The following is a 19,746-nucleotide window of genomic DNA, read 5'->3' as shown; positions in this document are numbered from 1 at the left end:
CGCCCTACCCCAACCGCTCACGTGCCCCAACGAGGACCCGCGAAATGAGGTACACCCATCATGACGCACAACCCGGCCGAACTCCCGCCCGTTGAGCAATGGCCCATGCTGGCCGCGCCCGACTGCCCCACCTGCGAGCGCCCCACCGACGTGGCATGGATCGGCCCCGCCACCCTCGCCGACGGCGCCGAGGTCAACGTCTGGCGCTGCCGCGCCTGCCCCGCCGACTTCTGCATCCCCGCCGCCCGCTGGCCCGTCCTGGACGGCCCCGACTGCCCGCACTGCCGCACCGAGGTCACCTGCTGGGCCGCGCTCGCCCCCGACACCCTCGGCGACCTGTGGACCTGCCAGGACGGGCACGAATTCGTACTCACGCCCGAGGGCCTGATCATCCTGCCCGAGGACGCCGCATGACCCGGCCGCCGTTCTCCCTGCCTGACCGCCCGTGGAACGGGCTGCGCGTGCTGGACGCCTTCTCCTGCGCCGGCGGCGCCGGGATGGGCTACCACCTCGCCGGATACGACGTCACCGCCCTCGACATCGCCCCGCAGCCGCACAACCCGTTCCCGTTCGTGCGCGCCGACGCCCTCGACGCGCTCGCCGACCCTGCGTTCCTCGCCGGATTCGACCTGATCCACGCAAGCCCGCCGTGCCAGGCGTACACCCTCGCGCAGCGGATCCGCGGCAACACCCACCCCGACCTCATCGCCCCCGTCCGCACCCTCCTACGCGCGTCCGGGCTGCCGTACGTGATCGAAAACGTCCCCGGCGCTCCGCTACGGGAACCGGTCACGCTGTGCGGGGCGATGTTCGGCGGCCTGCGCGTCTACCGGCACCGCGAGTTCGAGACCAGCCACCCCGTACCCACCCCGCCCCACCCGGCGCACGCTGCGCCACTGCGCAAGATGGGCCGCCCACCCCAGCCCGGCGACTTCGTCCACGTGGTCGGCAACTTCTCCGGCGTCGCCTACGCCCGCGAGGCGATGGGCATTTGCTGGATGACCCGCGACGAACTCCGCGAAGCCATCCCACCCGCCTACACCCGCCACATCGGCGACGCGCTCGCCGCCCTGATGACCGCGGAGGAGGTGGCCGCATGACCCGCCCGCGCACCGGCCTGGACTGGCGCACCGCCGCGCACTGGGGTGGCGGGAGGCGCCTGCCGTGCGTGCACTGCGGTGAGGGCGCGTTCTGCCGTGACGAGACCGGCCGCCCCAGCCACAAGACGTGCGCCGAGACCGTCATGCAATACGCCGCCGCCCTCGACACACTCAACGGTGCAAAGGCCGCGCCCGACGCCCTTGGGGTGGACGGTGAGGCCGCATGACCGCGACCCGTTCCGGTGTCCTTGCCGCCGAGGTGGCCGGCGCCGCGCTGGCGTGCGCGGCGCGCGGCTGGCACGTGTTTCCGCTGCGGCCGCGGGACAAGCGCCCGTTGTCCGGGTTCACCGACTGGGAGGCGCACGCCACCACCGACCCGGCCCGGATCCGGGCGTTCTGGGAGCGTGGCCCGGCGTTCAACGTCGCGGTCGCGTGCGGCCCGTCCGGGCTGGTGGTGGTCGACCTCGACACGCCCAAGCCCGGCGAGGCGCCGCCGCCCGAGTGGGACATGCCGGGCGTTAACGAGGGCGCCGACGTGCTCGCTGTCCTCGCCGACCGGCACGGCGAGGTGTTCCCGTTCGACACCTTCACCGTGACCACCCGCCGCGGCGGGATGCACCTGTACTTCACGCCCCCGCCCGGCGCGGAGTTGCGCAACACCTCCGGACGGCACGCCACCGGTCTGGGATGGCTCATCGACACCCGCGCGAACGGTGGCTACGTGGTCGCGCCTGGCAGTTTCGTAGCCCTGCCGGACGGAACCGGCGCCTACCGGGTGGCCAACGACGCGCCGCCCGCCCCGCTGCCGGGATGGCTGGCCCGGCTCCTGACGACCGCCCCGCGCCCCGCTTCCGTTTTGGGTGCCCCGTCCGTCGCCGGAACGGTGGCGGACCTGCCCGCCTACGTCCAAGCGGCACTCAAGGGAGAAGCCGCGCGGGTCGCCGACGCGGTGACCGGTGGCCGCAACCACGCCTTGAACAAGGCCGCCTACAACCTCGGACGCCTGACCGGCTCCGGCGCCCTCGACGCCGAGACCGCTACGGCCGTGCTCTTCGAGGCCGCCGCCGTCCACTTCGGCCCCACCCGCGCCGACGTCCGGCCCGGCGAGGCACGCGCCACCATCCGTTCCGCGCTCGCCGCCGGCGCCCGCAACCCGCGCACCATCACCAGGGGGAACCTCGCATGACCACACCCAACCCCGCCGACCTCGGCGACCGGCCGCCACTGGACGGCGCCGCCCTGTTGGACGGACTACGGGCCGCGCTCACCCAGTATGTGATCTTGCCGACCCCGCAGGCCGCCGACGCCGTCACGCTGTGGATCGCCGCCACGCACGCGCAACCCGCATGGCCGCACGCGCCCCGGCTGGTCATCCGCGCGCCGGAAAAGCGGTGCGGGAAGTCCCGGCTGCTCGACGTGGTCGAGGCCACGTGCCACGCCCCGTTCATCACCGTCAACTCCTCACCGGCCGCGGTCTACCGGTCCATCACCGACGACCCGCCCACGCTGCTAGTGGACGAGGCCGACACCATCTTCGGTGCCAAAGCCGAAGGCAACGAGGACTTGCGCGGGCTGCTGAACGCCGGACACCAGCGCAACCGGCCCGCCAAGCGCTACGACGCCAACGCCGCCCGCGTGGAGTCCATCCCGACATTCGCCATGGCCGCGCTCGCCGGCATCGGCGCCATGCCCGACACCATCGAAGACCGCGCCGTCGTCATCCGGATGCGCCGCCGCGGCCCCGGCGAAACCGTCGCCCCGTTCCGGCACCGCCGCGACCGCCCGCCGCTCCGCCAGCTGGCCGCCGACCTCGCCGCGTGGCTACGCGCCGATCTCAACACCCTGGAGGCCGCAGAACCGCCCATGCCCGTCGAAGACCGCGCCGCGGACACCTGGGAACCGCTCATCGTCGTCGCCGACCACGCCGGCGCCCACTGGCCTGAGCGCGCCCGCGCCGCCGTCCTCGCCCTCACCGCCGACGCCGACGACAACGGCCAGATGTCCACCCGGCTCCGGTTGCTCACCGACTGTCGGGCCGCGTTCGGCGCCGACACTGCCCTACCGACCGCCGTCCTACTCGACCGCCTCAAGGCCGATCCGGAAGCGCCGTGGGGCGACTACGGCCCGTCCGGGCTGACCGCGATGAAGCTCGGCACCATCCTGCGCGAATACGAGATCCGCTCCGACACCATCCGATTCCAGACCGGGCAAGCCAAGGGCTACCGCCGCGCCGACTTCACCGACGCATGGGCGCGCTACTGCCCCGCCGGCGACACCCCGCACGGCGACGCCGGACCCGCCACCGTCCTGCCCCTGCCGAGGGTCAGCCGTACCAGCCGTACCAGCCTCAACACCGCAGGTCAGACCCAATGAGGCTTACACCCCCGGTACGGCTCAAGCCGTACCAACGCGCGCCCCCTGGTACGGCTCAAGCCGTACCACCCGCCAAGCCGTACCGCACCTGACCAGCAAAAACGAGGCTGGTACGGCTGGTACGGCTACCCCTCGACCAACTGCGACCGGCCGACGCACAAGCCACCAAGCCCGCCGCCGACCGCCGCACGGCCAACCGCTCGCAACTGCCCGAAAGGCGCCACACGGTGACCAGCACTGAGCAGATTCTCGACAAGCCGTTGTACCGAATTCCGGAGGTGGCGCGGCTCCTCTCGCAGAGCCGCGCCAAGGTCTACGAACTCATCCGTTCCGGGCGTCTCCGCACCGTCAAGGAAGGCGGCGTCCGGCTCGTGACCGCCCACGCCATCGGCGAATACGTCGCGCTCTTGGAGCGCGAGGCGAAGGCGGCCTAGTCATGAGCGAGGACACGATCAACGCATCAGAGGACGACAAGGGCCGAAAGAAGCGGCCAGCGCAGGGAAAGCGGCGAAGCCGCGGTGACGGCGGGCTCTATTGGAGCGAGGACCGGCAACGGTGGATCGCCGAGGTCACCGTGGGCTACACGCCGGCCGGTAAGCGCATCGTCCGCAAGGCCAGCGACAGGACCAAGACAGGTGCGCTGGCGAAGCTCAAGCGGAAGATGCGCGAGTACGAAGACGGCTTGCCGGCGGAGGACGGGAGTTACACCGTCGCCCGAGCCGTCGAAGACTGGCTCAAGTACGGGCTCGGCAACCGTGACGCGAACACGGTCAAGAACCGGCGCAGCCTCGCCGAGAACCACGTCATCCCCGATCTCGGCGCACGGAAGCTCGCCGAACTGTCCGCCGATGACGTTGACCGGTGGCTCGCCGAGAAGTCGAAGAAGCTCAGCACGAAGACACTCCGAGAGATCCGCTCCGTTCTCAAACGGGCGGTTGCCCGCGCACAGGCGCGCGACAAGGTCAAGCGGAACGTTGTGCTGCTCTGTGAGGTCCCGACAGGCCAGCCGGGACGCCCGTCCAAGGCGTTGACGTTCGAGCAAGCCGACGCGCTTTTGAGTGCTGCCGAGGACGGTTCCGCGATGGGCGCGTACATCGTGCTGTCGCTTCTCACCGGCGCACGCACGGAGGAGTTGCGGGAACTGGCGTGGTCGCACGTCGTCACGTACGTCCCGGACCGCAAGGGATGGGTGTCCGTCGAAGAAGCGGGCTGGCAGGGCGAGGAGTTCGCCGTCTACGTGTGGCGCTCCGTCCGGCGGGGCGGCGACACCAAGACCTCGAAGTCCCGGCGCACGCTCAAACTCCCTCGGCGCTGCGTGGTGACCCTCGCCGCGCTCTGGGACAACCAGGCCGCGGCCCGCGCGATCGGCAAGGGCGCCGGTCTGGTGTTCCCTGACGAGAACGGAGACAAGCGCGGCCCCATGAACGTCCTACGGGCGTTCCGCCGGGTGGCCCGCCGTGCCGGCCTCAACGGCGCCGAGTGGACGCCGCGGGAGTTGCGCCACAGCTTCGTGTCTCTGCTGTCCGACAGCGGGATGCCGTTGGAGCAGATCGCCCGGCTTGTGGGCCATAGCGGGACCAACGTGACGGAGACGATCTACCGTCACCAGATCCGGCCGGTTATCGAGGACGGCGCGACCGCGATGGACCAACTCTTCCCAGGGAGCCACGGGGAACCGTAGTCACGCAGTTGGTCACTCAGAGACGAACAGAGCCCCTGTCCGCGCACGGACAGGGGCTCTGAACTGGGCTTACGTGGGTTGAGTCAAGCTCCCGCGATTGGACTCGAACCAATAACCTGCCGGTTAACAGCCGGCTGCTCTGCCGATTGAGCTACGCGGGATCGTGCGTCCGATGGGGTGTTCGGCCCCTGTCGGCGCGTCTAGGTTAGCGCATGTGGGGGGCTGTTCGCGCACGCGTTATGGATGGGGGCGCGTTTGGCGGGTATGGGGTGGTCTCACGATTCCGCCGTCATGGGAGTTGGACATGAAGACGCGCATGATGTTCATGGCAGGAGCCGCGGTCGGGTACGTCCTCGGGACGAAGGCGGGGCGCGAGCGGTACGAGCAGCTGAAGCGGTTGTCGCAGCAGGTGTCGGAGAACCCGAACGTGCAGGAGGCCGCGGGGATGCTGCGGGCGAAGGGCGAGGAGTTCGCGGGTGCCGCGCGCGGCAAGGCGAACCACCTGAAGGAGCGCGTGCCGGAGCAGGTGCAGGGCCGCAAGGCGGAGCGGGAGGAGCGCGAGGCGTTCCCGGGTTAGAGGCCGGTCTGGCGGCGCAGTTCCTCGAGGGCCTGTTCGGCCTGGGCGCGCAGGCCCGGGTCGGACGGGTCGAGGCCGGCGTCGAAGACGAAGGTCCAGCGGACGTCGCCGCCGGCCGCGGGGCGCCGGCCGGCGATGCGCACCTTGCCGCCGGGGAGCTGGGCCTGGTGGCTGACGGCGATGGTGGCGGTGACGCGTTCCCGGACGGTCTCGGGGACGCGGCCGGGCTCGGTGAGCCGGATGTGGTGTTCGGGCCCGCTGGAGGTCTCGTGGACGTGCAGCCAGCCGTCCTTCCAGGTGGCGTGGTCGACGCGTTCCCAGGGGATGCGGGTGAAGCCGCCGGAGGCGGTGGGCAGGTGCAGCGCGGTGGTGGTGGCGGCGACGTGGGATCCGCCGCGGGTGGGGGCGGACGCGAGGATGCGTTCGCCGCGTTCGAGGTTCAGCGCGGCGCGGACTTCGGCGGGCAGTGAGCCCCGGAGCAGGCGCATGTGTTCACGGTAAGCGATCAGGCCGCCTGGGGTGCGCGGCGGGCCCCCAGGAGGTCGAGGACGAGGGCGGCGGACCAGGCGTAGTCGTGGCTGCCGCGGCCGGTGCCGTCGAAGGGGTCGAAGAACTCGCGGAAGCCGGATTGGCGGACGAGCCGCATGGTGGAGCCGTAGAGGAGGTCGGCGACGACGGGGAGGCCGTGGCCGAGGGCGCCGTACCAGACGAGCCAGTTGGTGCTGATCCAGGTGGGGCCGCGCCAGTACCCGGCGCGGTCGAAGGCGGGGGCCTGGATGTCGCAGGTGGGGACGGGGTAGCCGGCGGCTCCGGCGAAGCGGGCGGACAGCAGCAGGTCGACGAGGTCGCGGACGATGGGGGCGGGCAGGTCGGGGTCGAGGAGGGGACCGAAGGAGCCGGCGGTGATGACGGGCAGGAGCCGGTCGTCGCGCAGGTCGCGGGCGCGGAAGCAGCCGGTGTCGGGGTCCCAGAGGCGGTCGAGGACGGCGCGGTGGACGCGTTCGGCGCGTTCGCGGTGCGGGGCGGGGTCGGTGCCGATGATCTCGGCGATGGCGGCGAGGGCGTGGGTGGAGGCGAGGTAGACGGCGTTGACGAGGGGGTCTTCGACGGCGAAGGGGTGGCTTTCGCGCAGGTAGCCGGGGGCGTGGCCGGCGTCGCGCATGAGGGCGACAAGGCGGACGTAGCGGTCGTAGTCCTCGCCGGTGGGGAGGGTGTGGGGCTGCTGGGCGGGGGCGTAGGAGGTCGGGGGGAGCCGGAGCGCGGCGAGGGGCCGGTCCCAGGCGGGGCTGTTGTCGAGTCCGGATTCCCAGGGGTGGCAGATGGCGATGAGGCCGCTGCCGGCGATGTCGCGGACGCGGGCGAGGTAGCGGTGCTGGGCGGTGAGCATGGGGTAGAGGCGGGCGAGGAAGGCCCGGCTGCTGTCGGCGTCGGTGGCGCTCTCGTGGAGGCGGAGGGCGGTGAGGGCGTGCAGCGGCGGCTGGGTGAGGCCGGAGGTGTGGACGCCGCGCGGGGCGTCGGGGTGGTTCTCGCTGCGCCACAGTTCGGGGCCGGGGAAGAACGCGTGCCGGGCGAGGCTGGTGTTGAAGACGATGTGCGGGAGCATCCCGTCGGCCCATTGGCCGCGGAACAGCGACAGCAGTTCGGTCTCGGCGCGGTCGCGGCGGTGGCGGGCGAGGCCCATGCTGATGAACGCCGCGTCCCAGCTCCACTGGTGGGGGTAGAGGCCGGGCGACGCGGCGGTCGCGGTCCCTGTCCAGTTCGCGTCGAGCACCCGGGCCGCGGCCTTCCACAGCGCGGTCTCGTCACCGGTCAGACGGGAGCTCATGTGGTCCAGGTGACCTCCTCGGAGCGCGGGGGGCTCTCAGGGTGATTGTCACCTCAGATCGCCGCGGGGGCGACCCCTGACCGTGTGTCGATTCCCAACGGCGCCGGGGCGCGGCCCGTGATTATTTACGGTTCGGTGGCGCGGGCGAGGAGCCATTCGGCTATCTCCTGGCCTGCGGCGATGCCCTGGCGGGAGGTGACGGCGGTGGTGGGGGACGTCCAGCCGGTGCCGTGGAGCTCGCCGTGGGCGGGGCGGATCGACCGGTCGGCCGCTTCGAGCAGTTCGATGTCGAGGAGGGAGTCGCCGGCGGCGAGGGTGGCGGCGGCGCCGGTGCGGCGGGCGACCTCTCCGGCGGCGGCGGCCTTGGTGAGGCAGGCGGGCAGGCAGTAGACCTTGCGGCCTTGCAGGGACGTCCGCCAGCCCCGTTCGGCGCACCAGCCGGTGAGGTCGTCGACCCAGCCGGCCGGCAGGGCGGCGCGGTCGACGACGGTGTAGGCGAACAGGTCGGACGCCGTGCGCTGCTTCAGGACGAAGTCGCCGCCCGTCTGGGCGAGGTGGTGCCGGACGTCGTCGAGCGGCGCGCACCCCTCCGCGACGCGCGCGCGGACGGCTCGTGCCCATTCCGGGTCGTCTTCACCGTCCACGAGGATGTGGCCGCCGTTGGCACAGATGGCGTAGGCGGGCGGCTTCTCCAGCAGGTGGATGCGGCGGTACTGCTCGGGTGTGCGCGTCGTCGTCGGAACGAACACGGCGGCCGCAGCGAGGGTTTCGAGTGTCCGCGCTGAGGACTCGGTCATGTAGGAGAGGGGCTTGCCCTGGTAGAACTCCACGCAGAGCAGGCGCGGCATGGTCTCGTCCGGGCCGTCCAGGCCGAAGGCGGGCGCGGAGTAGATGAGCGTGCGGTCGAGGTCCGAGCACACAAGGACGGTCACTGGGCGGCTCCCTTGCCGAAGCGCGGGTGGATGAACCCCATGCACGCGTAGGGGAACCGCTCGGGCTCGACCTCGTGGACGGGCACGCCGCGCTCGTCGGCGAGGAGCCTGATGTGCGTCACCTCGGGGCCGGTGTCCGCGCGTACGAGCACCTTCCACGGGACGCGCCGCAGCAGCACCCGGGTGGTCTCCCCGATCCCCGGCTTGACGAGGTTCAGGTCGGTGATGCCCTCGGCCCCGGCGCAGCGCGCGACGGCGTCCCAGCCCGACCAGTCGGGCGCGCGGTCGGCGGCGCGGTGGCCGGGCAGGTCCTTGGCGACGCGCTCGGCCACGTCCGGGAACCGCGCGCACACGGCGTCGAGGAACGCGGCGGACACGTCGTCGCCGGCCAGTTCCCGGTAGAACTTGGCGCCGTGGAAGTCGTCCGGGCCGATCAGCTCGGCGTTCAGGACGGTCCGGCTGACGAGCCCGGACACGGTCGAGTTGAGGCACGCGGACGGGATCAGGAAGTCGTCGCGGGTGCCGTGCAGGGACGTGCAGCGCCCCGGGTCGGCGAGGACGGCGAGGTCGGCGGGGAACGGGGTCGGCGCGAGCGCGGCGGCCAGTTCCCGCGCGATCGCGCCCTTGCCGGTCCAGCCGTCCACGAACATCACGGACGCGGGGTCGTGGTGCTCGGCGAGGTAGCGCAGCGCCACGGCGTCGATGCCCCGGTCGCGGACGATGCTGACCGCGTAGTGCGGGAGGTCGAGGCCGTGCGCGTACCGGGCCCAGCGGCGCAGCAGGATCCCGACGGGCGTCCCGGCACGGGCCAGCGACACCAGGACGGCGCCGGGGCCGCGCTCGGCGAGGACCATCTCGGTGACGAGCCCGGCCGCGTAGGCGAGCCGCTCCGCCGACGCCTCCAGTGCCTGGTGGAACAGCCGCCGGTACTCCGGCCCCGGCTGGTACTCGACGGGGAGCGATTCGGCGTAGTGGGCGCGCCCCGCCTGGATCGCCGCCTCGCGCTCCTCGGTCGGCGCTTCGAGCCGCACGTGCGAGAGGTCCTTGAGGAGCCAGGCGACGTCCTCGGCCGGGTAGCTGCCGAAGGACGGCCCGTACAGCGGCGTCACGTATCCCTCCTGTGGGCGGGGACGGTGGCGACCAGCACCGGGGCGAGCGCGCGCAGGCGTTCCAGGAGGCCGCGTGCGAGCGCCTCGGTGTCACCGACGTCGTCCACCACGAAGACGATCTGGTCGAACCCGCTCTCACCGGCGCCGGGGGCCACGTTGTAGGCGTACCGCTCCCCCGGCCCGTCGGCGGGGTCGTCGTGTGAGGGGAACACCAGGCGCGTCCTTATCGCGTACCCGGGGTCGTCTACGGCGAGCACGGGTGAACGTGTGGTCGTGGAGTATCGGACGTCCACACCCGGCAGTGCGTCGGCGAACGCCTCCGCGAGCCGGAGCGGCGCGTACATCAGCTCCTCGAACCCCAGGACGAGGACCCGCGACGCCCCTGGGACGACGTTCGCCGCGAGGACGTCGCCCATACGGGCGAGGTCCTTCTCCAGCCTCGCCCGGTGCTCGGGGAGGAAGCCGTGCCGTCCGCCGTCCGGCAGCTCGCCGGGCCAGTCCAGCGCGACCCGCGCCACCTCGGACGGCTCCCCGGCAGGGCCGGCGGAAGAGCCTCCGGACATACCGGTCACGAGCGCCTGCCCCGCCTCAAGGATGCCCTCCGGAAGCTCCACGCGGCCCCCGGCCAGCGCCACCGCGTCGATGCGGGTCCCCAGGCGGTCTGCGAGAGCGTCCATCCGCTCCCTGTCGGCGGGGTCGCGCAGGTCGACCAGGGACGCCAGGACGTAATGCCCCCTCGGCCTAACGGCGTGCAGGGTCTCGATGGTGTTCAGGACCGTCCGGCCCGTGGACAGTTCGTCGTCCACCAGCACCACCGGTACGTCACGGTCGAGCATCGCGGGGTCGGCGGGCAGCAGCAGATGGCTCGTGGCGTGGCTGTGCTCCTCCTCGAACCCGCCGTAGGCGGCGAACCCCGGCACGGGACGCCGCGTCGAGTGCAGGTAGTAAGCGCCGCCCAGGGCGTCCGCCACCGAATGCCCGAGTGCGGTGGCGGTCTCGGCATAGCCCAGGACGATCGCGTCCACAGGGCTCCTAGGGGAGCGCATGAGGTCGCGCAGCCCCGCAGCAGCACCTGGCACGCCGCGCAAGGCGTCCGGCAGCAGGCCACCGGGATGGGACGGTTCCTCGCCGCGCAGGCGCGCGCGCACGAGCTCACCCAGCAGCAGCCCCGACCCGTACACGAGCCGCGGATCCGTCGGGACGTGCTTGCCCAGCACGGCCGAGACCAGCAGATGGGCGCGGCGCGGATTGCGGCGCACGGCCAGCCCCACCAGTGACGACAGCCCGGCGCCGCCCGGGGCCGCGCCGTCCGCCAGCCGCACCCCGAGGCGCGCGGAGACCCACGACGCGCCCACCGGCCTCGGCGCGGTCACCGGCTGCCCGCCGCTTCGAGCAGCTCGACGAACGTGACGCCCTCCGCCGCGACCCCGAACACCTGGGCGCGCAGCATCAGCCGCCGCGCCCAGGCGCGGTGCGGCTTCGCCTCGTTCATCTTGTTCGCGTACGAGCTGGCCATCGCCCCGCCCCCGGCGACGCCGAGGATGTCGGCGGCGTCGCAGTACTCCTCGTGCGTCACGACCGACAGCGCGTGGACGGCCGCGACATGGCTCGGGTGGATCACGGTCTTGCCGGTGAGGCCGTTGGCCTTGTCCAAATGGACCTCGCGGATCAGGCCGTCCAGGTCCGAGGTGATCAGCCGCTGCCGCAGCGGCGCCGCCTGCTGCGCCTCGAACGGCGACTGCCGCAACTGCGGCTTGAACATCCGCTCCCCCGCCGAGAAGTACTCCCACACCGGGCCGGTCACCACGTACCCGGTGCCGTCGGCCCGGCCGAGGACGTTCACCACGTCGCAGATCACGTTCGCGACCGGCCGGATGTCGTAGATCGTGAGGTCCGGCGGCCGACGCAGCCCGTAGGCGGCGGACATGTCGGTCGCGCCGATCCGGACCGCGAGGATCCGCGGCCGGTGCTTGGCGAGCAGCCGCGCCACGTCGTCCAGCATCTCCGCGCGGGTCTCGGCGTACACCGCCTCCGGGCTCTCGATCACCGGCATCGCCAGCAGCCGCCGCCCGGTGCGGTCGCAGGCGTCCGCGAGCGCGTCCAGGAACGCTCCACCGGCGGCCGGCGTGAACTTCGGCAGCACGAACCCGGTGACCAGGTCGGCGGCGTCGCCGAGGCGGCGCAGCAGGTCGGCGATCTGCCGGGGGTCGCGGATCCGGACGAACAGCAGCGGCACGTCCGCGCCGCCCGCGTGCAGCGTCCGGAACTGCGCCACCAGGTTCGCCTCGCCGGCCTCGACCTCCGTGTCGGCGATCGCGTCCTCCAGGCAGACCACCATGCTCATGACGCCGCGCCCCGCCGCCCGCTCGATGTCGGCGGCGAGGGCGGGCCTGGTCGCCGGGCAGTACAGCGTCGCGCCGAGCGCGACGGCCAGCACCGAGGGGTCGTCGTGCCGGTCGAAGGGGCGGGGATGCCGGTAGAACAGGTGCTTGCGACGCGCGGCGTCGATGTGGTCGAAATGCCGCATGGCCGCGCCCGTCACACCCGCCGGATCACAGGTGCGCCGACACGGCGGGCAGGAGGTGCTGGAAGGTGCGGCCGGTCGCGGTCGCGCCGATCGCCGTCATCGACCAGCCCGCGCCGTCCCGCGACACCTTGGCCATGATCTGCGCGTTGTGCTGGCCGGCGCCGCTGAGGTCGTAGCGGGCGATCTCCTGCCCGGTGCTCTCGTCCACGAGCCGGCAGAACGCGTTGGCGATCTGCGAGAAGTCCTGCCCGGTGAACGAGTTCACCGTGAACACCAGCTGGGTGACGTTCGCGGGGACGCTCTGCAGGTCGACGTTGATGACCTCGTCGTCGCCCTCGCCCTCGCCGGTCAGGTTGTCGCCGGTGTGCTGGACGGACCCGTCCTCGCTGCGCAGCTGCCGGAACCAGACCTGGTCGGCGAGGTTGCCGGCGGCGTCGAACAGCAGGCAGGACGCGTCCAGGTCGATCGACTGGGCCTTGCCCCGGCCGAACAGCCCCTTCTTGGCGACGGCGTCCCAGCCGAGCCCCATCCGGACCCGGGTGAGGGTCCCGCCGCCGGGCTTGGCGAGCGAGACCTTCTGGCCCTTCTGCAGTGAGATCGACATGGCCGGACTCCTTCGGTGGTTCGATACCGGTCGGGCGGGGGCGGGGACCCGCCGGTCAGACGTTGCTGGAGTGCAGCTGCTTGCCGTCGCCGGACGGCGGGGCGGCGACGCCGCCCTCTCCCCGGTTGCGGACGACGGAGCTGATGAACGCCGCGACGATCAGCCCGGCGCCGAGCCCCCCGGTGATCCACTCGGGCACGTGGTGGCCGATGCTGATCAGCATGCAGACCGCGAGGGCGCCGATCGCCCAGTGCGCGCCGTGCTCCAGGTACACGTACTCGTGCAGGGTGCCCTTGCGGACCAGGAAGACCGTCAGCGACCGGATGTACATGGCGCCGATGCCGAGCCCGAGCGCGATGACGATCGGGTCGGTGCTGATCGCGAACGCGCCGATGACGCCGTCGAAGCTGAACGAGGCGTCCAGCACCTCCAGGTAGAGGAACAGGAAGAACCCGGCCTTGCCGGTGGCCAGTGCCAGCCGGCTCGGCCCGCCGCGCCCGGCGGGCGCGGCCTCCCGGCCCTCGGCCGCGTCGTCCGCGCCCTCGGCCGCCTCCTCGTCGTCGTCCTCCCCCGCCTCGGAGAACAGCTCGCCGAGCCCGTTGACGAGGATGTAGGTCACCATGCCCAGCACGCCCGCGATCATGACGCTGCCCTGGTCGTCCGCCGACAGCCACGACACCAGCGCGAGCGAGCCGCCCGCGACGACCACCGACAGCTGGTTCAGCTTCCCGATGCGGGCGAGCGGCCGCTCCAGCCACGGGAGCCACTTGTCGGCGCGCTCCTCGAACACGAAGTCCAGGAACAGCATCATCAGGAACATGCCGCCGAACGCCGCGATCATCGGATACGCGTCGTTCATCAGCTCGTGGTAGCGGTGCGAGTCGTTGAGCGCCAGGTCGAACGCCTCGACGGGGCCGAGCTTGGCGGTGATGCCCACGATCAGCAGCGGGAAGACCAGCCGCATGCCGAACACCGCGATCGCGATGCCGACGGTGAGGAAGATCTTCTGCCAGAAGGGGCTCATCCTGTCGAGCACCTTGGCGTTGACCACGGCGTTGTCGAACGACAGTGAGATCTCGAGGATGGCCAGGACGGCGACCAGCGCGAGGCCGGTCGGTCCGTCGTAGAAGAAGGCGGCCAGCAACCCGAGAGCCGTGACGCCGAAGGACCAACCGAAGGTGCGAAGAATCATGCGCGTATTTCTGCTAGAGAGGGCGGCCGGACGGGGCGGCCGGTGCGGGGTGCGCCGGTGTCAGCCGACGTTGACGCCGAAGTCCATCGCGATGCCGGCCAGACCCGAGGCGTACCCCTGCCCGACGGCCCTGAACTTCCATTCGCCGTTGTGCCGGTACAGCTCGCCGAAGACCATGGCCGTCTCGGTGGAGGCGTCCTCGGTCAGGTCGAAGCGGGCGAGCTCGTTGCCGTCGGTCCGGTTGACGATCCGGATGAAGGCGTTGCGCACCTGGCCGAAGCTCTGGTGCCGGTTGTCGGCGTCGTAGATCGACACCGGGAACACGATCCGGTCGCACTCGGCCGGCACCGCGGTGAGGTCGACGTTGATCGACTCGTCGTCGCCCTCCCCCTCGCCGGTCAGGTTGTCGCCGGTGTGCTCGACCGAGCCGTCCGGGCTCCGGAGGTTGTTGAAGAACACGAAGTGCTGGTCGGAGATGACCTTGCCGGTGCTCGCCAGCATCAGCGCGGACGCGTCGAGGTCGAAGTCCGCGCCGGTGGTGGCGCGGACGTCCCAGCCGAGGCCGACGGTGACCGCGGTGAGGTTGGGCGCGGCCTTCGTCAGCGAGACGTTGCCGCCCTTGGCGAGTGAGACTCCCATGTTCCGGGCCGTTCCCTTCCTGAGGTGGTGTGGGTCAGATGTTGACGCCGAAGTCCATCGCGATGCCGGCCAGCCCGGACGCGTAGCCCTGGCCGACCGCGCGGAACTTCCACTCCGCGCCGTTGCGGTAGAGCTCGCCGAAGACCATCGCGGTCTCCATCGAGGCGTCCTCGGACAGGTCGTAGCGGGCCATCTCAGCGCCGTCGGCCTGGTTGACCACCCGGATGTAGGCGTTGCGGACCTGCCCGAAGTTCTGCCCGCGGGTGTCGGCGTCGTAGATCGAGACCGCGAACGCGACCCGCTCGGCGGCGGCCGGCATCGCACCGAAATTGACCTTGAGCTGCTCGTCGTCGCCCTCGCCCGCGCCGGTGGTGTTGTCGCCGGTGTGCTCGACCGCGCCGTCGGGGGTGCGCAGGTTGTTGAAGAACACGAAGTGCTGGTCGGTGATGATCTTGCCGGAGCCGTCCAGCACCATGGCGGAGGCGTCGAGGTCGAAGTCCGTGCCGGTGGTGGTCCGCAGGTCCCAGCCGAGGCCGACGACGACGGCGGTCAGTCCGGGCGCCTGCTTGGTGAGCGAGACATTGCCGCCTTTGCTCAGGCTGACGGGCACGATTGGCCTCCAAGATCGCATGCTGTATCGGGACGCCGACCCGGCGCCCAGCATTATCGACGTAGAGGCGATGCTATCCGTTCCATCCGTTGTCGACCTGTGACGCGGAACGCCCCGGGCGGCGGTCGGGCGCCCGCCCGGGGCGCGAAACACGCGCGGTCTGGGCCAGACTGGGCAGGGACGAGAGGAGGCAGCGTTGCGGGGACCGGGCGACCAGCGCCGCCGGGGCGGCAGGGGGGCGCAGGCGGCCGCGGCGGCGGTCGAGGCGAAGGAGGCGGCGGCCGCCGCGTTCTACGACATGGACCAGGCGCAGAAGTACCTCGGCGGCCGCGTCACCGTCTTCGAGGACCTGGACGCGGCCGCCGCGGCGCCCGTCCGGCGCGAGTTCGACGGGCTGTCGGAGGCCGCCGACGCCGCCTCCATCGCCTACATCTCCGTGCTGGACGCGCACGACGTCGATGACCGGGACCGGTCACCGGCCGAGTACGACGCGGCGCGCCGCGCGTTCATCGCCTCCACCGAGCGGCTGCAGCAGATCACCCGCGACCTGAACGCGTTCGCCGAGCGGCTCCAGCCGCGCATGGCCCGGCTGGAGGCCGCCCTCGACCAGCTCCCGCCGCGGCTGGCCGCCGCCCGCGAGGCGGTGGCCGCCGCCGAGGCCGCCGTCACCGCCGCGCGCGAGGCGGGGATGGACGCCTCCGACCCGGAGGCGGAGCTCGCCCGCGCCCGGCAGGTCCTCGCCCAGCTCGGCTCCAAGGGGCTCGGCGGGCTCGGGCTGGACGGCGCCATCCGCAGGGCCGAGGAGGTCCGGGAGATCGCCGAGCGGGCCCGGGAGGCGGCCGCCGAGCTGCCGCTGCTGGCGCAGAAGGTCCGCAACTCGCTCGCCTCCGTCCGGACGCGGGCCGACGCCGCCGCGAACCGCGTCGAGCCCGTCCGCGAGGCGATGCGGGTGCTGCTGCGCGGCTACTCGCAGGCCTGCTGGCAGGACCTCAAGGGCGCGCCCGAGTCCATCGAGGCCGCCGTCACGCGGGCCCGCGAGCGGCTGAACGAGGCGTCCGCGCACGTCGCCCGCGCCGAGTGGAAGCAGGCGCAGCAGGCGCTCACCGCCGCGCGCACCGAGCTGAACGCCGCCGACCGGCGGGCCGGGCAGGTCACCGGGCGGGTGGAGGAGCTGAAGGCGGTCGCCGCCGACCCGGCCAAGCCGGCCGAGAGCGCCCGGTTCGCCGTGCGGGACGCGCAGCGGCTCGCCATGGCCCAGCCGGGCGGGCCCGCGCCGCGGCACGCGCAGGTGCTGGACGGGCTCGTCGAGCGGCTGGAGAGGGCGCCGGACCGGCTCGGCGGCGCCCACCCGGACTACTGGGCCTACCTCCAGGAGCTGGAGTCGATCAAGACCGCCGCCGGGGACGTCGTGACCCGCATCCGCTCGGAGCGGGCCGCGCAGGGGTAGCCGCCGCGCGGGCGAAACCCGCCCCGCCGGTGTCTAGGCGAACAGGGTGTCGCCCCAGAAGCCTCCTTCGCGGACGCCCGGCGGGCACGCGTAGACGCCCGAGCCGACGTGCTGGATGTACTCGTTCAGCGCGTCGTCGGCCAGCGACCGCTGGATCGGGATGAACCCGGTGCGCGGGTCGCGCTGGAACGCGATGAAGAACAGGCCCGCCTCCAGCCGCCCGAGGCCGTCGGACCCGTCGGTGAAGGAGTAGCCACGCCGCAGGATCCGCGCCCCGCGGTTGGAGTCGGGGTGGGCGAGGCGGACGTGCGCGTCCGGCTTCATCCGGGACAGGACGGGCCTGTCGCGCTCCTTCGCCTCCCCCACGGGCGCGCCCTCGCCCTTGGTGCGGCCGAAGATGTCCTCCTGCTCGCGCAGGGACGTCCGGTCCCAGGTCTCGATGTGCATCCGGATGCGGCGGGCGACGAGGTAGGAGCCGCCCGCCATCCAGGGCGCGCCGTCGTCCTTCCCGGCCCAGACGTGCCGGTCGAGCAGCGCGGTGTCGGCGGAGCCGATGTTGTCGGTGCCGTCCTTGAACCCGAACAGGTTGCGCGGGGTCTGCGCCTCCGGCGTGGTCGAGGACGTCTTGCCGAACCCGAGCTGCGACCAGCGGACCGAGACCGTGCCGAACCCGATCCGCGCGAGGTTGCGGATCGCGTGCACGGCGACCTGCGGGTCGTCGGCGCACGCCTGGACGGCGATGTCGCCGCCGCTGCGGTCGGGGTCGAGGGCGTCGCCGGGGAAGTGCGGCAGGTCGACCAGGGCGGCCGGGCGGCGCGCCTTGAGGCCGAAGCGGTCCTTCCCGTCCTTCTCGAACAGCGTGGGCCCGAACCCGATCGTCAGGGTGAGCCGGGACGGCGGCAGGCCGAGGGCCTCGCCGGTGTCGTCCGGCGGCGCCACCGCGGGCCCGCCGACCGCGCCGTCGCCGACGGGCCGGCCGGCCGTCATCGCGGCGGCCGCGTCCGTCCACTCCCGCAGCATCCGGACCAGCCGGGCGCGGTCGCCGGTCGTCACGTCGAACGCGGCGAAGTGCAGCCGGTCCTGGACGGGCGTCGCGATGCCCGCCTGGTGCGGGCCGCGGAAGGCGACGGCCGCACCGGCGTCCGCGTCCTCGTCGGCGAGCGCCATCCGGTCGATGCCCGCGCCGGCGGCGGCCCCGACGAGCAGGCTCGCGCCTGAGAACCCCAGCATCCGTCGCCGGGACAGCCCCGGCCTCGCCTCGGTCATCTCGCCGCCACCTCTCCGGTTCCCGCTACTTCGCGACGGCTTCGGCGAGCTTGGACAGCGGCTCGCCCAGGGCGTTCACCGCGTCGGCCAGCTCCTTGCGGTCGTCCTTGCCGACCTTGTCGTAGGAGACGTAGCCGTCGCCCTTCTCGTGCTTCTTCAGCAGCCCCTCGACCTTGGCGAAGTTGTCGTCGAGGTCGGCGGCGAGCTGCGCGTCCCGCTCCTGGACGACCGGCTTGAGCAGGTCGTAGATCTTCTTGGCGCCGTCCACGTTCGCCTTGAAGTCGACGAGGTCGGTGTGGCTGAACGCCTCCTCCTCACCGGTGACCTTGCCGGTGGCGACCTCGTCCAGCAGCTCCTTGGCGCCGCCCGCCATGTCGTTGACGGGGTCGAGGGTGAGGCCGGGCAGCCGCGACTTCAGCGTCCCGAGGTCGGCGAGCAGCCGGTCGCCGTACTCCTCCTTGCCCTTGACCGAGCCGTCCTCCCAGAGGGCCTTCTCCAGCAGGTGCCAGCCGGACCAGTCCTTCTTCTCCTCCGGCTTGAGGTCGGCCTCGCGGGCGTCGACCTTCGGGTCGATGTCGCCGAACTTCTCCGCGACGGGCTCGATCGTCTCCCAGCCGACGCGGGACGGGGCGTACAGCTCCTTGGCCTTCGCCACGTCGCCGGCCTTCACCGCGTCCACGAACTGCCGGGTCTTGGCGATGGTGTCGTCCAGCTGGAGGATCACGTAGCCCTTGTAGTCGGCGGCGGCCTTGGTGAGCCGCGCGTCGGCGCCGCCCGCGGCGGCACCGGTGACGGTGACGGCCTGGGTCGGGCCCTTGCCGGTCTGCCCGGCGCTGCACAGCAGCGTGAACTGGCCGGCGGGCAGGTTCACGACGAAGTCGACGCTGGTCCCCGGGCCGATGTTCTCCCGCTCGGCGAGGATCTTGCCGTCCGGCTTGAGGACCTCGAACTCGTTGACCTTCGAGCCCTTGTTGGTGACCTTGAAGGTGGTCTTGCCCGCGGTGAGGTCGGTCTTGGCGACCTCGCACGCGTCGTCGGTGGCCGTGACCGGGATCGCGCCGGCCGCGTCCGCCTTGCCGCCGTCACCGCCGCACCCCGTGAGCAGGGACATCGACACGGCGGCGGTACCGGCGAGCGCGAGGACGGACACAGGACGCATCAGGGACTCCAGGGGCGAGCAAGTGGTTAGGCTTACCTAAATTAGCGAAGCCTCTCCTCAGCCCGTCAAGGGACCCCGGGGTACGGGTGCCCGGCCCGGCGCGGAGGTCCGGCGCGGAGGTCCGGCGCGGCGGGACGCCCAGGTGATCAGCGGGGCCGGTCGTGCAGCCCCATCGTGAGGTTGCGCGCGGCCATCGGCGGGCCGCCCGGCTGCGGATCCCCGTACGGCGGGAGGTGGCCCTGCTGCGGGGCCTGGTGCTGCTGGTACTGCGGCCCCTGGTCGCGCTGCCGGGCCGCGGGCTCGGCCCAGACGGCCGTGCCGTACGCGCAGACCTCGAAGCCCCCGGCCACCGCGGCGGTGTCGAAGCGCATCCCGACCACGGTGTTGGCGCCCCTGCGGCGCGCCTCCTCGCCGAGCCGGTCCACCGCCTCGCGGCGGGCCGCGGCGAGGCCGGCCGCCGGCCGCTCCCCCGTCACCCGGAACGTCGCGCTGCTCCCGGGCCGGCCGGGCTGCGGCGCGCCCTGGTCGGCCTGGTCGGCCTGGAGGGCCGTCGCGAGGACCTCCCCGAGCACGCTCCTGATCTCATGCCCCGGCACGCCGTCAGTCGTCACGATCAGCATGTCACCACGGTAGATCACCGCTCGGACGAAACGCGACAGAACATCGGGAAACGCCCTGGCCGGGGCGGGCGGCCCGGCGGGAACC

Annotated in this window: 22 protein-coding genes and 1 tRNA gene; 9 read left to right on the top strand and 14 right to left on the bottom strand. The window is 72.5% G+C overall.

Annotated elements, in window-relative coordinates:
- The first annotated feature begins 60 nt into the window (after positions 1-60).
- The 7 genes from CHF16_RS00710 (at position 61) to CHF16_RS00680 (ending at position 5,154) form a co-directional block, all read left to right on the top strand.
- The gene (locus CHF16_RS00710) at positions 61-414 is read left to right on the top strand and encodes a hypothetical protein (protein WP_089323893.1); all 354 of its coding nucleotides are present in this window, start codon (positions 61-63) and stop codon (positions 412-414) included.
- Complete coding sequence (locus CHF16_RS00705; RefSeq protein ID WP_089323892.1) at positions 411-1,100, top strand: DNA cytosine methyltransferase; 690 nt, start codon at positions 411-413, stop codon at positions 1,098-1,100. The genes CHF16_RS00710 and CHF16_RS00705 overlap by 4 nt, the downstream gene beginning before the upstream one ends.
- On the top strand, positions 1,097-1,327 hold the full coding sequence (locus tag CHF16_RS00700) for a hypothetical protein (protein WP_089323891.1): 231 nt from the start codon (positions 1,097-1,099) through the stop codon (positions 1,325-1,327). Before CHF16_RS00705 ends, CHF16_RS00700 begins: the two co-directional genes overlap by 4 nt.
- The gene (locus CHF16_RS00695; protein WP_089323890.1) at positions 1,324-2,286 is read left to right on the top strand and encodes a bifunctional DNA primase/polymerase; all 963 of its coding nucleotides are present in this window, start codon (positions 1,324-1,326) and stop codon (positions 2,284-2,286) included. The genes CHF16_RS00700 and CHF16_RS00695 overlap by 4 nt, the downstream gene beginning before the upstream one ends.
- On the top strand, positions 2,283-3,473 hold the full coding sequence (locus tag CHF16_RS00690; protein ID WP_179271334.1) for a DUF3631 domain-containing protein: 1,191 nt from the start codon (positions 2,283-2,285) through the stop codon (positions 3,471-3,473). Before CHF16_RS00695 ends, CHF16_RS00690 begins: the two co-directional genes overlap by 4 nt.
- A 227-nt stretch (positions 3,474-3,700) precedes the next feature.
- Complete coding sequence (locus CHF16_RS00685) at positions 3,701-3,907, top strand: helix-turn-helix domain-containing protein (RefSeq protein ID WP_218826489.1); 207 nt, start codon at positions 3,701-3,703, stop codon at positions 3,905-3,907.
- Positions 3,908-3,909: 2 nt separating this feature from the next.
- Positions 3,910-5,154 carry a tyrosine-type recombinase/integrase gene (locus CHF16_RS00680; protein ID WP_089323889.1) on the top strand — a complete coding sequence of 415 codons (1,245 nt, stop codon included), beginning with the start codon at positions 3,910-3,912 and terminating at the stop codon, positions 5,152-5,154.
- 88 nt (positions 5,155-5,242) lie between these two features.
- On the opposite strand, the gene CHF16_RS00675 is transcribed toward CHF16_RS00680, so the two are convergent.
- Positions 5,243-5,315: transfer RNA gene (locus tag CHF16_RS00675), tRNA-Asn, on the bottom strand.
- Between the two features lie 143 nt (positions 5,316-5,458).
- On the opposite strand from CHF16_RS00675, the gene CHF16_RS00670 reads away from it, so the two are divergent.
- Positions 5,459-5,731, top strand: coding sequence for a YtxH domain-containing protein (locus tag CHF16_RS00670; protein WP_089323888.1), 273 nt, complete (start codon positions 5,459-5,461; stop codon positions 5,729-5,731).
- On the opposite strand, the gene CHF16_RS00665 is transcribed toward CHF16_RS00670, so the two are convergent.
- The 10 genes from CHF16_RS00665 to CHF16_RS00625 form a co-directional block, all read right to left on the bottom strand.
- Positions 5,728-6,219 (bottom strand): hypothetical protein, encoded by a 492-nt coding sequence (locus CHF16_RS00665; protein WP_089323887.1) that lies wholly within the window; start codon positions 6,217-6,219, stop codon positions 5,728-5,730. The genes CHF16_RS00670 and CHF16_RS00665 overlap by 4 nt on opposite strands.
- A gap of 17 nt (positions 6,220-6,236) precedes the next feature.
- Complete coding sequence (locus CHF16_RS41795; RefSeq protein WP_089323886.1) at positions 6,237-7,556, bottom strand: amylo-alpha-1,6-glucosidase; 1,320 nt, start codon at positions 7,554-7,556, stop codon at positions 6,237-6,239.
- 125 nt (positions 7,557-7,681) lie between these two features.
- Entirely contained in the window at positions 7,682-8,488 is an 807-nt protein-coding gene (locus CHF16_RS00655) for an HAD family hydrolase (protein ID WP_089323885.1), read from the bottom strand.
- The gene (locus CHF16_RS40030) at positions 8,485-9,597 is read right to left on the bottom strand and encodes a cysteine protease StiP family protein (protein ID WP_179271333.1); all 1,113 of its coding nucleotides are present in this window, start codon (positions 9,595-9,597) and stop codon (positions 8,485-8,487) included. Before CHF16_RS40030 ends, CHF16_RS00655 begins: the two co-directional genes overlap by 4 nt.
- The gene (locus CHF16_RS40025; protein WP_179271332.1) at positions 9,594-10,970 is read right to left on the bottom strand and encodes a phosphoribosyltransferase family protein; all 1,377 of its coding nucleotides are present in this window, start codon (positions 10,968-10,970) and stop codon (positions 9,594-9,596) included. Before CHF16_RS40025 ends, CHF16_RS40030 begins: the two co-directional genes overlap by 4 nt.
- Entirely contained in the window at positions 10,967-12,124 is a 1,158-nt protein-coding gene (locus CHF16_RS00645; RefSeq protein WP_089324260.1) for an HpcH/HpaI aldolase/citrate lyase family protein, read from the bottom strand. Before CHF16_RS00645 ends, CHF16_RS40025 begins: the two co-directional genes overlap by 4 nt.
- Before the next feature lie 25 nt (positions 12,125-12,149).
- Positions 12,150-12,728 (bottom strand): TerD family protein, encoded by a 579-nt coding sequence (locus CHF16_RS00640; RefSeq protein ID WP_089323884.1) that lies wholly within the window; start codon positions 12,726-12,728, stop codon positions 12,150-12,152.
- Positions 12,729-12,783: 55 nt separating this feature from the next.
- Positions 12,784-13,920 (bottom strand): DUF475 domain-containing protein, encoded by a 1,137-nt coding sequence (locus CHF16_RS00635; protein WP_089323883.1) that lies wholly within the window; start codon positions 13,918-13,920, stop codon positions 12,784-12,786.
- Between the two features lie 60 nt (positions 13,921-13,980).
- Positions 13,981-14,559, bottom strand: a complete 579-nt coding sequence (locus CHF16_RS00630; RefSeq protein ID WP_089323882.1) for a TerD family protein — start codon at positions 14,557-14,559, stop codon at positions 13,981-13,983.
- 34 nt (positions 14,560-14,593) lie between these two features.
- Positions 14,594-15,169 carry a TerD family protein gene (locus CHF16_RS00625; RefSeq protein WP_089323881.1) on the bottom strand — a complete coding sequence of 192 codons (576 nt, stop codon included), beginning with the start codon at positions 15,167-15,169 and terminating at the stop codon, positions 14,594-14,596.
- 196 nt (positions 15,170-15,365) lie between these two features.
- Here CHF16_RS00625 and CHF16_RS00620 point away from each other — a divergent pair, with 196 nt between their 5' ends.
- The gene (locus CHF16_RS00620) at positions 15,366-16,616 is read left to right on the top strand and encodes a molecular chaperone DnaJ (protein WP_089323880.1); all 1,251 of its coding nucleotides are present in this window, start codon (positions 15,366-15,368) and stop codon (positions 16,614-16,616) included.
- Positions 16,617-16,649: 33 nt separating this feature from the next.
- Here the strand turns inward: CHF16_RS00620 and efeB are convergent, their stop codons facing one another.
- From efeB to CHF16_RS00605, 3 genes are all read right to left on the bottom strand, one after another.
- Positions 16,650-17,882, bottom strand: a complete 1,233-nt coding sequence (gene efeB / locus CHF16_RS00615; RefSeq protein ID WP_089323879.1) for an iron uptake transporter deferrochelatase/peroxidase subunit — start codon at positions 17,880-17,882, stop codon at positions 16,650-16,652.
- Positions 17,883-17,907: 25 nt separating this feature from the next.
- Positions 17,908-19,041 carry an iron uptake system protein EfeO gene (gene efeO, locus CHF16_RS00610; RefSeq protein WP_089323878.1) on the bottom strand — a complete coding sequence of 378 codons (1,134 nt, stop codon included), beginning with the start codon at positions 19,039-19,041 and terminating at the stop codon, positions 17,908-17,910.
- Between the two features lie 146 nt (positions 19,042-19,187).
- The gene (locus CHF16_RS00605) at positions 19,188-19,661 is read right to left on the bottom strand and encodes a YbjQ family protein (RefSeq protein WP_089323877.1); all 474 of its coding nucleotides are present in this window, start codon (positions 19,659-19,661) and stop codon (positions 19,188-19,190) included.
- Between the last annotated feature and the right edge of the window lie 85 nt (positions 19,662-19,746).

The organism is Actinomadura meyerae, assembly GCF_900188445.1.
In the GTDB taxonomy this organism is placed as follows: Bacteria; Actinomycetota; Actinomycetes; order Streptosporangiales; family Streptosporangiaceae; genus Spirillospora; species Spirillospora meyerae.
This window is presented reverse-complemented; position numbering and strand designations above follow the sequence as displayed.